Source organism: Microbulbifer mixtoriginis (SeqCode) (assembly GCF_052467235.1).
Genome location: NZ_CP174305.1, coordinates 106,200 through 119,171, shown reverse-complemented (window position 1 = coordinate 119,171; position 12,972 = coordinate 106,200). Strand labels below are relative to the sequence as shown.

General features: G+C 53.7%; 9 protein-coding genes. 5 read left to right on the top strand and 4 right to left on the bottom strand.

Features of this window, described 5'->3' with window-relative positions; translation table 11 throughout:
* Positions 1-143: 143 nt before the first annotated feature.
* The gene (locus ACJJIO_RS00470) at positions 144-305 is read left to right on the top strand and encodes a hypothetical protein (RefSeq protein ID WP_444909795.1); all 162 of its coding nucleotides are present in this window, start codon (positions 144-146) and stop codon (positions 303-305) included.
* Between the two features lie 204 nt (positions 306-509).
* On the opposite strand, the gene csrA is transcribed toward ACJJIO_RS00470, so the two are convergent.
* Complete coding sequence (gene csrA, locus ACJJIO_RS00465) at positions 510-698, bottom strand: carbon storage regulator CsrA (RefSeq protein ID WP_444909794.1); 189 nt, start codon at positions 696-698, stop codon at positions 510-512.
* Positions 699-1,543: 845 nt separating this feature from the next.
* Between csrA and ACJJIO_RS00460 the strand changes: the two genes are divergently transcribed.
* Positions 1,544-2,062, top strand: a complete 519-nt coding sequence (locus ACJJIO_RS00460) for a hypothetical protein (RefSeq protein ID WP_444909793.1) — start codon at positions 1,544-1,546, stop codon at positions 2,060-2,062.
* 293 nt (positions 2,063-2,355) lie between these two features.
* Here the strand turns inward: ACJJIO_RS00460 and ACJJIO_RS00455 are convergent, their stop codons facing one another.
* From ACJJIO_RS00455 to murI, 3 genes are all read right to left on the bottom strand, one after another.
* Positions 2,356-5,814: a UvrD-helicase domain-containing protein gene (locus tag ACJJIO_RS00455; RefSeq protein ID WP_444909792.1), complete on the bottom strand. Its 3,459-nt coding sequence runs from the start codon at positions 5,812-5,814 to the stop codon at positions 2,356-2,358.
* Positions 5,811-8,510 (bottom strand): PD-(D/E)XK nuclease family protein, encoded by a 2,700-nt coding sequence (locus tag ACJJIO_RS00450; protein WP_444909791.1) that lies wholly within the window; start codon positions 8,508-8,510, stop codon positions 5,811-5,813. Before ACJJIO_RS00450 ends, ACJJIO_RS00455 begins: the two co-directional genes overlap by 4 nt.
* 98 nt (positions 8,511-8,608) lie before the next feature.
* Positions 8,609-9,649: a glutamate racemase gene (murI, locus tag ACJJIO_RS00445; protein ID WP_444909790.1), complete on the bottom strand. Its 1,041-nt coding sequence runs from the start codon at positions 9,647-9,649 to the stop codon at positions 8,609-8,611.
* Between the two features lie 31 nt (positions 9,650-9,680).
* On the opposite strand from murI, the gene ACJJIO_RS00440 reads away from it, so the two are divergent.
* From ACJJIO_RS00440 to ACJJIO_RS00430, 3 genes are read left to right on the top strand one after another with little or no spacing between them, the layout of a single operon-like run.
* A complete protein-coding gene (locus ACJJIO_RS00440; RefSeq protein WP_444909789.1) occupies positions 9,681-11,096 on the top strand; it encodes a DNA recombination protein RmuC in 1,416 nt (471 codons plus the stop codon).
* A gap of 6 nt (positions 11,097-11,102) precedes the next feature.
* Complete coding sequence (locus ACJJIO_RS00435) at positions 11,103-12,032, top strand: AEC family transporter (RefSeq protein WP_444909788.1); 930 nt, start codon at positions 11,103-11,105, stop codon at positions 12,030-12,032.
* On the top strand, positions 12,032-12,496 hold the full coding sequence (locus ACJJIO_RS00430; RefSeq protein ID WP_252085672.1) for a DUF2489 domain-containing protein: 465 nt from the start codon (positions 12,032-12,034) through the stop codon (positions 12,494-12,496). The genes ACJJIO_RS00435 and ACJJIO_RS00430 overlap by 1 nt, the downstream gene beginning before the upstream one ends.
* Positions 12,497-12,972: the final 476 nt, after the last annotated feature.

Below are 12,972 nucleotides of genomic sequence, written 5' to 3'. Positions count from 1 at the left end.
ATTTATGGGGATCTAATTGGTGCAAAGAAAATTCGCATCATGGAGACTATGAATGACAAGCTCATAAAGTACTATATGTCTCATGGTGGGTTTAAATTGGTTGGTTCAAATAAAGGTAATCCACATTATCTGGTAAGAGACTTATGAACGATAAAAAAAGATACGAACAGGCAAAAAAGAAAGCCGAAGAGAGGGCAAAAGAGTTGTTTAAGCCACTTCCTGAAGATATTAAGGAAGAGCTTGAAAAAGATAGCACTTTGGGCTCACCGGAAAACCTAATAGATCGTAGTGATGAAGAAGAATAGATCGAAAAACGACCACAGTCTTCTGCGAACTAGTTATACCGCTTGTACACTCCAATTTGTGTTGTCTTTTATCTTTCTGTGGAGAGGTGACTTTTTGTAGTTGAGAAGAGGGTTGTATAAGTTCACTGCCCTTTACCACGAAGATAGCTAGCTATTAATAGCGCCTTTATTGATGTGTAGCCTCCTTCCTTGGAGAACCTTCTTTCAACCCCTTCCAATGCTTACTTTTCGTTCTCTCTCGATACGCACATAGATCTCTTCCCGATGGACGGGGAGGGATTTAGGAGCGCGGATGCCTATCTTTACTTGATTTCCTTTCACTTCTAGCACTGTGACTGAGACATTGGTTCCAATTCTTAGGTTCTCGCCTGTTCGGCGCTTTAGGATCAACATGTTTGTTTCCTAGCGATACTCAAGCTGTGGGTGGGCATTCCTTGGTGGGGAAGCTTGGTAAGTGATGCTTGATGGAAGAGTGGGGTGGGGCGCGGGGACGGTGGGCGCAGAATAGGAAAAGGCGGGCGCTAGGCTCCCATGGCTTGAAGAATTGCTCCAAGCTGCTGATTGTGCTCGACTTTATTGAAGACGAGCGGGTTTCTAGCGTAGTATGCATACAGCCATCTTGATAGTCTGATTATCAATTTGGTTAGCTGGCCCCTGGTGTTGCAGCACCTTGGGTCAGCGCCTTTTCTCTATTCTTACTTTACGTTACCGTTCTCCTGTTGAAGAGGTGGCTCTTTTTAGAAAATTCCTGGATCTATCTTTAGGGTAGGTTTTACAGAATTTGCCTACCCGCAGCCCCAAGTTCTGATATTTATCACTCAATTCTACGCAGAATTGATCCTTAGAAAAACCTAATAAATTTCAATAAGATAATTTTGACGCCGATATTTCTCTATTTGTTCGTTTAGGAGCTATCAAATTTCTATTGTGTAGCTAGTATTTTGTGACGTTCTTCTTCAGGCAAAACTCGAAGATTTGTACTTCAGTTTGCTGAATGAGCAGGGGCGTCTTTACGCTTTGACTCTAGCTTTGATCTGAATGTGAATCTATTTAGAGGAAAAATCCCTAATAATAGTGATCCAATCCTGTATCCAATTTTGAAATGATTTCTTCTATCTAATGGCTGGGTTCGAAATGAAGATATCAACACCTATAAAAAGGATTGAGAGTTATGGGTCGACTGTAAATCTGTTGAAAGCAAAATGCTGTGACGGTTCCGGGGCCCCAACTGGAGATGTATGTCCATGAATCATACAAGGAGAATAGGGACAACTAAGTTTGGTTTAATTATAGCTGCCCTTATATTGTATAGCGGATTATCAAGTGCAGAAGATATATCATGGCGGGAATTTTCAATACCTTTAGATGACAGGTGGTCAATCATCGAGAAAGCGCATGGACCATTACTACTAAAAAATAATCAGTCCGATGGTAGCCTGCACATTATTCTACACAAGTCTAGGAATATTGACGACAATATATCATTAGGATTGGCTAGAACTTTAGAGGTTCATCAAGCGCATAAAAGGCCAATGAAGAGGGAGATTATAGGTAGCTTTGAAGGATATCAGATACCTATTAGCACATCTGTAGATTGCAAATACAGTTGGAACTTGAAATCTGAACCTGATCTATTGCTTATCGTTTATTACGAAGTCGATTGTGAAAAATTGGACATGGAAAGTGTTGAACAGCTGATAAGAAATATAGACTACAAAAAGAAATCAGGAGACTTATCAACCCACGTTGCAAAATGAAAGATACGGATTGATCAAAGAGCTGTAAATATCTGGGCGAACGGCTCGTACATTAAAATAATGATCGCCCTCATTAGGGTAAAAAGTGTTGTGACCGTACACTGATAGCAACCCTTAAATAGGATAAAAATAATCTGGAAGGAAAGGCTTGTAAACTAAGCTTGACCTGACAGAGCACCTTCTGAAAAAACGGCAACAGTCAGATCAAGTCTGAATTACTATATTTCAGAACATTTCCCGGTCTATTGTCTTACGTAGACCGGGAAATGTTCTGGCGCTGGGTTTAATCTGCCTTAATCCAACTCCACCAACCTCTGCATCAACGGAAAATACAGCGCACACCGAATATTCCGCTCCCCCCGCGCATAAAAGAGCTTGCGGTAATTCTCCAACTGATTCCGATACTGCTCCAGCTGAGCCACAATAAACTCTTCCTGGCTTTCCTCACCACTGGGCTCTGTGGTTTTGTAGTCGACAATCCAGCGGGTACCTTCATTGTCGATAAAAGTGCGGTCAACAATGGAGCGTCGTAACTGTCGGCCACCGCTGTGGAGTTCAAGCTCGCAGGCAGATTCCCTTAGTGAACAATCTAAGAGCCAGCGGCCGGTGGGGCAGCTGAGGCTGTTGCGTACGGCGATTTCCACTTTTTCTGCGGCGCGGTCTAGGCTGGTGGCGGATAGCCCCAATTGTTTCAGGCGCAGTTGCCATAGGGGGCGTTGGGCTTCCAGTTTGCTGGGTGTCCAGTCGTTGATATTGGTCTCGGCAATGGTGGCGAGGGTTTCGTGGGCTACGGTGCCGGCGTGTTTTAACCAGCGCAGGGCTACCTGGCCCAGTTCGGGAATATTGTCTTCTTCCTCGGTTTTGGGTTGGTAGTCTGGCATGCGGTATTGGGCCAGCCATTCCTGCCGGGGCATGGCTTGGGGTTGCCATTGGTTGGGCAGGCGCAGTAGGTAGTCGTGATCTCTGCTGGCTTCGTCCTGGTTTAGCAGGGGTTCTTCCGCTTCCAGCCAGTGGCACCAGTCGCTTTCCTGGTGGTGCAAAACACTGGGCCAGATACCGGCGAGTAGGGCGGCGCTGCCGGGGGCTTTTAGGTGGCCCTTTTTTTCATCCCGGTTGATGCAGGCCAAAAGATGCAGCGAGCGGATGGCGCGGGTGCAGCCTACATACAATAGGCGGGTGCCTTCCAGGCGCTCGCGTTCGCTGTTGTCGTGCTTCAGGTATTCAAAAACCGGGTCGCGGCCGCCGCGCGCATTTTTGGGGGCGAGCAGGAAGCGGCTTTCGCCTTCGCGGCTAAGCCATTCGCTCCAGCGCAGCAGTTGATCACTGCCGGGTTTGCCGCCTTGGTCCAGGCCTGGGATCAGTACGTGTTCGAATTCCAGTCCTTTGGATTTGTGAATGGTCATCACCTGCACTTTGGCATCCTGGGCGGGGCGGGCGTAGAGCTGTTCCAGGGCCAGGGTGAACTGTTGCCAGTCAGTAATGGCTCCGCCGGTATCGAAGGCTTCTAATAATTGCAGAAAATCCTGCACATTATTCAGGTCAGATTTTTGCGCTACGGTGGCGGGGCCGCCCAGTTCCAGCCAGAGGCCTTCAATCCAGGTGCGCAGGGGTTTGCGGCCGCGCTGTTGCCAGGCGTGCAGCAGTTTGGGGGCCACTTGGGCCAGGCGTGTGCGCCCTTCATCGCTGAGCAGGGCGATATCGTCTACTTCCTGCAAGGCCATTAATAATGGGCGCGCGCTGGTATCGGTTACGGTGATATCCCCATTGCCCCAGTTGGCCAGGGTGTAAAGGTCTGGCAGTTGCAGTCCGCACCAGGGAGCGCGGAGTACGGCCAGCCAGCTGATTCGGTCGCTGGGGTCGAGCAGGGCGCGGGTGAGGCTGAGTAAATCCAGCACCACCATTTTGCTGGCGAGTGGCGCCAGCTCTGGGGCCTGGAAGGCGATATTGGCGGCGCTTAGGGCCGGCAGAATCTTTTGTAGGTGTTTTTTCTTGCGCACTAGAATGGCGATGCGGCTTTCTGGATCTTGCGCTTGTAATTGCTGCACCAGTTCAACCGCTTGAGTGGCTTCGCGGTTGCGGTCTTCGTCATCAATGCAGCCATAAAAATTGACCGAGGGTTCGGCCCATTTGCTGCCTTTAAAAGCTTCGGATTGCAGATAGCGCACGGCGCCGCGACCGATATTGTCCGCTTGCGGAAAAGCTCTTTGGAAAGTCTCGTTGACCCAGTTCACCACTGCGCTTTCGGAGCGGAAATTTACCTGGAGATCGAGGGCTTCCAGAGGGACTTCACCGATACCGCGTTTGCGCGCATCCAGGAAAATACCCACGTTGGCATTGCGGAAGCCGTAACAGGATTGCATGCCGTCGCCGACAATAAATAGGGTGCGGCCGTCTCCCTGCTGCCAGCCGGCAGTGAGTTTTTCCAGCAATTGTAGTTGGGTGTGGGAGGTGTCCTGGAACTCGTCCACCAGAATATGCTGGGTTTGTAGGTCCAGTTTTAGGGCCAGGTCTGTGGGGTTATCGCTATCGCCCAGGGCGATCAATGCGGCTTGGGCCACTTCGGTATAGTCGGTGGCGCCCAGCTGTTGGAAGACCAGCTTTAATTCTGCGACTAACTTGGGCAGTACCTGGGCGAGCCCTTGCAGCAGTTGCCACTGGCTCTGTTGCAGTCCGCTGGGGAGCTTGCCCACTTCCCGCAGTGCGGAGAGTAGCGGTTCGTTGCCGGCCAGTTCTGCCAGCAGGTCTTTCATGCGCTGTTTGTATTCTTCGGCGATGGGGCGTTCGGGATCTTTTTTATCCGGCAGGCCAAAACCGAGTTTTTTATTGATGCCGCCGCCTTTGCGCAGATCACCAGTGGTGGTGAGGAGCAGGCTGCCGAGGGCGAGCCAGGCGGGCAGGCCGCTGCTGTCTGTGCTGGGGAAATCGTCCAGTTCGGCGAAGAGGCACAGGCTGTGGCTGGGGCTTTCCTTTTGTAAATTGCTGCCGGCATAACTGGCCAGCTCCAGCAGTTCCCCGGCGACACTGCCGAGGGCTGTGGTGAGGTCTTGCAGCTTTTCTGCCACCAGTTCGTCGATGACAAAATGGAAATAGTCCTGGGCGCCGTCGAAGTTAACGCTCAAAAGTGGGCCGAGCCATTGCTCGCGCTTATCCAGCAAAATACGCAGCAGTTTATTGAGTTGGCCCAGGTCGTTGTCCAGGTGGAGCAGTAGCTGCTGTAGATCTGCGTCTGGGGTTTCGCCATCGAGGTGTTTGAGCAGGTTCACCACTGCTAGCTCGAAGGCGATTTGGGTGCACTCCAGGGGTTCACCCGGTGCGCCCAGGCCGCTCTCGATTGGCAGTTGGCTGGCAAGGCTGCGGCAGAGGCCGTCGATGGTTTGAATACGCAGGCGCTGGGGTGTTTGCAGTAGCTCCCATTCCAGTTCGCGATCCCGCTCCAGCAGGGCGCGGGCTAAATCCCAGGTGATGGCATCGTGGGGGTTATCTGGCCGGGCTTGGTCGCGGGCACTGTGCAGGGCGTCGATCAGGCGCTCGCGCATTTCACCGGCGGCTTTGCGGGTGAAGGTAATGGCCAGCACTTCTTCTGGTTGCTGGCAGGCGGCGAGCAACTTTAATACGCGCTGGGTGAGCAGGCCGGTTTTACCGGAGCCCGCCGGGGCAGACACGGCAAAACTGCGGCTGATATCCAGGGCTTGGCTGCGAGCGTCGGCATCGATGGGGCGGCGCAGGGTGGGAGTGGTCACGACTTCGTTCATTCGGTTATTTGCTCCCTTTCCGGCCAGCGGTTTAGGGGCCAGAGTTCACTGTTGTTATCGGTGGGGCGATCAAAGGCGAGGGTGGCTACACCACTGCGATATTCTGCGGCGAGGGATTCCAGGCTGTAGCGCCAGTGCTCCACCAGATTGCTCCAGGTGCCGTAGGGGGATTCTTTTTCGGTATCACCCACGGCTTTAATGCCGTTGATGGGGTGCTCAAGGTCTCCGCAGCCATTCCATTTGCAGTCGCCGTTGCGCACCTGGCCGAAGGCGATGGCGTGGGCGTCCGGTTGGAATAGGGCGTAGAGCGGCAGCTGGGGTTCGCGGATACGCTGGGTAAGCCAGTCGCGAATACTGGGGACGCCAGTTTTGTAATCGATTACCAATTGTTCGCCGCTGGCGAGTTGGTCCAATCGGTCCAGGCGCAGGTTAAAGTGCAGCCCGCCGATTTCCACGGCTTGTTCCCATTCGACTTTTTCTACGGAGAAATTGGGCCTGTCCAGTTCCACGGATAGCCATTGTTGCAGCAGGCGCTCCAGGCGCTGCTTTTCCATGGCCCAAAATCCGATCGGCAGGTGATTGTATTTTTTGCGCACACTGCCGAGGGAGCGCTCCACCGCGCGTTCGATTTGCGCTTGGCGTTGCTCGTCGTCCATAGCTTGCAGTTGTGTGAGGGTGCCGCACTGTTGCCAGAATTCCGCCAGCACCTGGTGCACCACATTACCGCGCTCGGCGGGGCCGAGGCCGATATCCGGTTGGGTAAAATTGCTGGCGCCGAGGCGGAAGCGCAACTGCGCATTTAATGGGGACAGGGCCTGGGCCTTGAGCACCGAGGCACCGCCGCGCACCCGTTCGCATTCGGCGGGGGTGAGTGGCGGTAGCTTTTTGTCTTCGATTTTTTCCAGCTGACAGGCTTGCGCCAGTTGGCTGTAGTGATTGTGCAGGGCGCCTTCGGCAAAGTGCTGGGCTTGTTGCGGGCTTTCAAACAAGCTGCTCAGGCCTTGCTGCACACCATCTTCTTCGCAGGTGTAACTCACGACGATATCGCCGCTGGCATTCTGCAGGTCGGCGGTGAGTTCGCGGGCCAGTTCCAATTCCCGCTCGGCGCTGGCGCGGGGCATCTTCCAGTGTTTTTGCCATTGAATTGGCAGCAGCGGATTGGGCGCCGGTGCCGGCGGCCATTGCTGTTGGCCGAAGCCGACCAGGCGCAGGTGATCGAAGGCGAGGCCGCCAGCTTCCAGTACCCCGAGAATTTGCAGAGGGCCATCGCGGGTTTCCGCCTGGAAGGGGGTGCGGCTGGCAATCTGACGCAGCAATTGCAGGGCCTGGGTGAGAGTAAGGTTGCCACCGCAGGCACTGAGTGCGGCGAACTCCTCCAGGATGGATTCCCACTGCATCAGCTGCTGGTATTCCTGGCTGTCCGGGTTGCGGCTGCCGGGCCAATTTAATGCGCTAAGTGTTTCGGAAAAGCGCGCTGCCCAAATTTCTGCGGGCGCTCGCTGCCAGCGCCGGGCGCGTTCGGCCATTTGTTCCAGCTGGCGGGGCAGTTGCGGCGATTCCAAGTGGAGGACTTCTGCGGTGCGCTCGGCCCAGTAGCGCAGGGTTGCGCCGTCGATGCGGCGCAGTTCCAGTTTTTGTAAGCGGCGGAACAGGGCGCTGCGCAGCCAGGTTTCACTGTCGTCACCCCAGAAGGGGCTGAACAGGATGTTTTGCAATTGGGGGTAATCCCATTCGTCTTGCAGCAGCGATAGCAATTGTAGGGCGGCGCTGCCGACCGGTGTCTGTGCCAGGGGCGTACCGGCGGAGAAGTTGAACGGCAGTGTGTAGCGGGGTTGCTGTGGGTCCAGGTATTGGGGTTCGAGCACGCGGGAAAATACCGCTTCCACCTGGGCGCGGCATTGGCCCAGATTGTTCACCACTATACCGACGCTGTGGCCGGGGTTTTCGGCGAGCTTTTGTCCGGCCCAAAGGGCTGCCTGATAGAGCTCTTCATCCAAATCGGCACAGGCGGCTACGGATAGTTCACTCTGCTGGGTAAGTCCCGGCCTTTCATTAACGGCTGTTGCACCTGCGTGAATCAGAGCATTGGCGAGGGGCGAAATCTGGGCGAAGCCGGCGGTATCAATTTGCGCGACGGGTTCCAGAATGCCTTCCTGGAATGCGCGCAGGATCAATTGATCGCGCTGGTCTGGGGTGATGGCGCTGTGGGCCCGAAGCTCAGTAGCAAAGGCCTTGATCATGACGCACAGCGGCAGTTCGTCGCTGCGCATAGAGAGTGCGAACTGTTCAAGTAGAGGAGTTAGCGCTTCATCTATTTGCGAGAGATCGGAAATCAGCTGCCATTGGAGTAGCTGCGCCAGGGCGCTATCGGCATCCCGGCACAGTTGCTGGCTGTTGAGCAGTTGCCGGTCCAGGGATTCATCCAGGGCGCGCTGCCAGAGCAATTGCCGTTGCTCGCGATTCAATACCTGCTGCAAGGCGGGCTGCCAGTTGCGCTGTTGCAGCTGGAACCAGAGTTTGTCCAGCCAGCTGCGCAGGGACTCCACCGGCGGCGGCATCCAGCAGGCACCGGGCGACTGCTGCGCGGCAAACACTTGTTGGCAGCGGTTTCGCAAACGGTTGTTGGGGGTGAGCAGCAGTCCGCCGGGGGGCAGCTGCGCAAATATTTCGAGAGAGGGGAATGCCGGCTTCAGCATGAATTCGGGTACCGGTTAGGGCTTGTTATTCGGGGAACGGTCGCGGTTTGTGACGGAGCTGTCAACCCAAGTGCGCAGTTCTCATCATTTTGGCGATCTTAGGTGTTGGATGCGAGGGGTTCGGCAGCTGGGGCGAACTCGCGGAAGGCCCGTTCGATATTGCCGGTTAGGTCAACCGTGCTGGTGATCAGGCGGCCAGTGTTTGGGGCATCCGGCAGCATCAGCTCAAGTTCTTCTAGCCACCAGCGCACGCGCCGGGCGATGGCTTCACCGGAATCCAGCCATTGGATTGATCGTGGAGCGAACTGGTCCAGTTCTTCCCGCAGCAGGGGAAAGTGGGTGCAGGCCAATACGGCAATATCCACCTGGTCGCCGCCGGCGGTGTGGAATACGCGGTGCAAGACCGGCTCCAAATCCTCTGCGGTGATAGCTTCGCCGCGCAATTTGCTTTCCGCCAGATGCACCAATTCCGGTGCGGGCACATTAATTACCCGGTTGCCGTTGGCAAATTGCTCGATCAGCTCGCGGGTGTAGCGGCGATTGACGGTGCCTTCGGTGGCAATCAGGGCAATAGTGCGGGAACGGCTGGCAGCAGCGGCGGGTTTCACCGCAGGCACAACACCCACTACGGGTTTCTGTAGGGATTCGCGCAACTGGGGTAGGGCCAGGGTGCTGGCGGTGTTGCAGCCCACCACTAAAATATCGGCCCCGCAGTGCTCCATCATGGCTTGGGCCTGCTGGACGATGCGGGGGCGCAGCTCCTCTTCGCTTTTATTGCCGTAGGGGTAAAAGCCGTTGTCCACACCCAAATGCAAGGTCAGGCCCGGCATCAAACGGCGGATCTCCCGCGCAATGCTGATGGCGCCCACGCCGGAATCAAAGATCAGGGCGCTGGGGGCTGGGCTATCTGGGTGGGCGCTGTGTTTGTGCATGCGTTCTGGAGTACCAACATCGAAACCAATCCTCCAAGAATACCTCAAAACCCTTTGTAAGTTACTGCTGCGCCACGCATCCTCGGCAGGCTTCATTGGGGTTAAGAGTACTTTCCCTGGCCAAGCTGTTAGAATGGCCGCCTCGCCCACGGCTAGTAGTGGGTATGTCGATTGCGGGCGCTTGGTCTGAGCAGAAGCCTGCTTCACACTTCTATTCCGGGTCTGGGAGTACCTCTATATGCCAGCGTTCCCGCTGCAATTAAACGCCGATCACGTGCTATTGGCGGCTATCGCCTTGTTGATTTTGCTGGGACTCGCCTTCTGGGTGGGCCGTTCTGCTGGGCGCAGAAGAATCCTGCAAGTGCAAGCAGCGCAGCAGGAGGCGGTAGCAGCTCAGAGAGAAACCTTAGCGGCGCAGCAAGTCATACAGGCACACTTGGATACCAGCCGTGAGCGGGAAACCCAGTTGGGTGAAGAGGTGGATACTTTGCGCGGTGAGCTAGCGGCTAAGTTACAACAGCTCACCCGCAGCCAGGTACTGGTAGAAAAAGGAGAGCAGGCCCTGGCGGAGCAGCGCAAGCTGATGGAGCAGATGCGCGTTGCTATGGGGGAACAGTTCGAGAATCTGGCCAACCGGATTTTTGAGGAGAAGCAGCAGAGCTTCGTGCGCCGCAGTGAAGACAGCCTGCGCAAAAGTCTCGATCCGCTGGAGCGCCAGCTGGGGGATTTCCGCAAACGAGTAGAGCATGTCTACGATCGCGAAAATGCCGAGCGCAACAGCCTGCTGGGGCAGATCAAAGCGTTGCGCGAGCAAACCCAGCGCATTAGCGATGAGGCCCTGAACCTGACTTCGGCCCTGAAAGGGGACCGCAAGATCCAGGGTAACTGGGGGGAAGTGGTGCTGGAGCGGTTGCTGGAAGAGTCCGGCTTACAGAAGGGTCGCGAGTACGAAACCCAGGTAACCCTGACGAGCGATGGCCGCAGGCGCCAGCCGGATGTGATTGTGCGCCTGCCGGAAAACAAAGACCTGATTATCGATTCCAAGGTCTCTTTGGTGGATTACGAGCGCTATAGCTCGGCGGAAACCGATGAGGAGCGCACTCAGGCCCTGAAACAGCATGTGAATTCCCTGCGCGCCCATATCACCGGCCTCAATAAAAAAGCCTACGAGCAGTTGGAGGGTGTTCGCACCCTGGATTTCGTCTTTATTTTCGTGCCCATCGAAGCTGCCTATATGTTGGCTATGCAGGCGGACCCGGATTTGTTCCGTTTCGCTTATGAGAAGCAAATTGTTCTGGTAAGCCCCACCAGCCTGATGGCGACCCTGCGCACCGTCGAGAATATCTGGCGCTACGAGAAACAAAACAAGAACGCGGAAAAAATCGCCGACGAAGCCGGCAAGCTGCACGACCAGTTTGCTATGGTGCTGGAGTCACTGGATGCTTTGGGTGATCGCCTGCGCCAGGCCGATGACGCTTATCAACAGACTTACAAGCGACTGGCGACAGGCCGCGGTAATGCGGTGAAACGTATTGATAGTCTGCGTAAGTTGGGTGCCAAGACCCGCAAACAAATTTCTGCAGACTTGCGCGATAAAGCCGAAGAGTCTGCGCTCAAATCACTTCCCCAGGCTGAACTGGCACTGGACGAATAAATAACGATGGAAAATCTGGCTTTTGCTCTGCTGGTTACTGGCCCGATCTTTTTAATGATCGTGGGTGGTTATCTGCTCACACGGCAGGGCATGCTGCATCAGCCATTTATTAATGATGCTACTGCATTGGTTTTCAATGTAATGCTGCCGGCGCTGCTATTTAACAGTATTTATAGTTCCACCGTGCAACCATCCAAAGAAATCCCCTTGATCACCGCAGCAGTTTTGGGGACTTTCGCTATATTGCCGTTCTCCTGGTTACTGGCCAGACCAATAGCAGTGAAAGATAGAAGCGCGTTTATCCAGGGCGCCTTCCGCGGCAACGTAGCTATTGTCGGTCTCGCTTGGGTGGAAAAAGCCTTTGGCACTGTTGGGGTTTCTCAGTCGGCCGTGCTGGTGGCAGCACTCACCATCCAATTCAATGTATTCGCGGTGATCCTGTTCGTTTTTTACGATAAGGACAAAAAATTTGGCCTGGGTATGTTACTGGCTGAGCTGGGTAAGAATCCGCTCATCATCGCTGTAATTCTGGCCATTCTTTTTAGGGTAGCGAGTATTCAGTTGCCAGAAGTGGTACTCGATACGATTCAAATTCTGGCCTCTGCCAGTTTGCCTATGGGGCTAATTTGTATAGGCGCCAGCATGAAGTTTGGCCAGCTGTTGCGTAGCTCCCCAACGGCCTTAATGTCTTCATTTCTGAAACTAGTGGCTGTGCCGGCGCTCACAATAGCTATTGGCTGGGGTATGGGGCTGAGCCCACAATATCTCGGCTACCTGTTGCTGATTACCGGCTCACCCTGTGCGATATCGGCATTTGTTATGGCCCACTCCATGGGTGGTAACAGCCAGCTGGCGGCCAATATTGTTGGTCTCAGCACTTTGCTTTCTGTTGTATCTGCCAGCATTGGGCTGGCTTTGCTTAAGGTGTATATCTAATGACGGAATTTCCCATCTGGTTGCTGGTTATTGCGGCTTTAATTATCTTCACCCTCGCCGTTATTGCCGGCTACTACCTGCGCAAGCTCTCTGCAGCGCAAAAAAAACAGGCCGAACAACTGGCTGAATTGGAGCAGGCCGCACAAGAGCAGCGCCAAAGAGTGAACGATAGCATTCAGATTATTGCGCGTTCCCTACTGGATGATGGAGTAGGGCTTACGGAAGCTTCTATTCGCATCCGCGTACTTCTGGATGCGCTTCAGGTGGAAGATAGTGTGCGAGAAGAGTTTGTCGCTTTCTACACCATTGCAGAAAAAACCAGCCATATTCCAATTCTAAAAGAATGGAAAGCACTCCCGCGCAAAGAACAATTCCAGTATGAGTTGGAGATGGCGCAGGTGGAAGCGGACTATAAAGATTTCGCCCTAGATGCAGCTAAGCGTATTTTGGGTCGTACTTTTTGAACTCAAAAACTGACAAGTGATTCATTATTGAAAAGTACTCAGCGAGCAGAAATCTGCTCGCTGAGATTAGGTGAAGCCTTTCCTCTAAAGCCAGTCTAAATCGCCACCTGAATTAATTTTTTATTAAATCTCATATTTGTGAAAATTTATCCCAATTAGCTCACCTGCCATTAATTGTAAAAGCTAGCGTAGATATGTTTATAAGTGGACATCTAGCCGGCTTTTTAGCCTAATCCGCTCAAGGTATCCAAAGCCAAAATCAGCTTCGTCTGTTCGCAGCCCTTGAAAGTGGGCTAACTCATTGATTTTTAATGAAATTGGCAGCTTTATCTAAAGTAAAGAAAGCGGATATGTAAAGAGCCGGTGTTATCTGTCCGCCTGGTGACTCTATCGTCGATAGCTTTCATTTGCTGAAGGGGTTTTCTTTTTAGCTTCTGTGTATCTTCCGGTCCAGGAATGCAAAGGAGAGTGATTTT

Bases quoted from the DNA above. Each gene is read 5' to 3' on its own strand.
- ACJJIO_RS00435 (WP_444909788.1), top strand. From the start codon at position 11,103: ATGGAAAATCTGGCTTTTGCTCTGCTGGTTACTGGCCCGATCTTTTTA.
- ACJJIO_RS00460 (WP_444909793.1), top strand. From the start codon at position 1,544: ATGTCCATGAATCATACAAGGAGAATAGGGACAACTAAGTTTGGTTTA.
- ACJJIO_RS00440 (WP_444909789.1), top strand. From the start codon at position 9,681: ATGCCAGCGTTCCCGCTGCAATTAAACGCCGATCACGTGCTATTGGCG.
- ACJJIO_RS00470 (WP_444909795.1), top strand. From the start codon at position 144: ATGAACGATAAAAAAAGATACGAACAGGCAAAAAAGAAAGCCGAAGAG.
- ACJJIO_RS00450 (WP_444909791.1), bottom strand. From the start codon at position 8,510: ATGCTGAAGCCGGCATTCCCCTCTCTCGAAATATTTGCGCAGCTGCCC.
- ACJJIO_RS00430 (WP_252085672.1), top strand. From the start codon at position 12,032: ATGACGGAATTTCCCATCTGGTTGCTGGTTATTGCGGCTTTAATTATC.
- csrA (WP_444909794.1), bottom strand. From the start codon at position 698: ATGTTGATCCTAAAGCGCCGAACAGGCGAGAACCTAAGAATTGGAACC.
- ACJJIO_RS00455 (WP_444909792.1), bottom strand. From the start codon at position 5,814: ATGAACGAAGTCGTGACCACTCCCACCCTGCGCCGCCCCATCGATGCC.